This window comes from Pseudomonas sp. W2Jun17 (assembly GCF_023127795.1).
Classification (GTDB): domain Bacteria; phylum Pseudomonadota; class Gammaproteobacteria; order Pseudomonadales; family Pseudomonadaceae; genus Aquipseudomonas; species Aquipseudomonas synxantha_A.
Map to the genome: position 1 here is coordinate 1436 of NZ_SPKO01000030.1, position 323 is coordinate 1758.

The following is a 323-nucleotide window of genomic DNA, read 5'->3' on the forward strand; positions in this document are numbered from 1 at the left end:
ACCGTTCTTATCCACAAGGCTTGCGGTGTAAACGATATTGCCGCCTTCACCGACGGTAGTGGTAGCGGTCAGGACAACATCGACCTTGTCGATGGTGTCGTTGATCGTGGTGGTGGCGCCGTTGCCCGCGACTTCCAACTTCTCGAAGTTGCCGCCAGAAGCGTCAGTGATCTGGACCGTCTGGGTGCTCTTATCGATAAACACATCATCGGTCGGCGCAGGCACGGTCACGGTGCCGACGGTGTCGCCCGCTTTGATGGTAATGCTTGAACCGTTGTCGAGTTTCAACGTGACGTCGGTACCGGCCTTGTTGCTCAAGGTTG

The 323-nt window shown here is 56.7% G+C and carries 1 protein-coding gene; it reads right to left on the reverse strand.

Annotation, left to right across the window (positions count from 1 at the left end; translation table 11 throughout):
- Window positions 1-323: immunoglobulin-like domain-containing protein (locus E4O98_RS18935; protein WP_248135974.1), on the reverse strand; the 323-nt coding region annotated here is incomplete at both ends.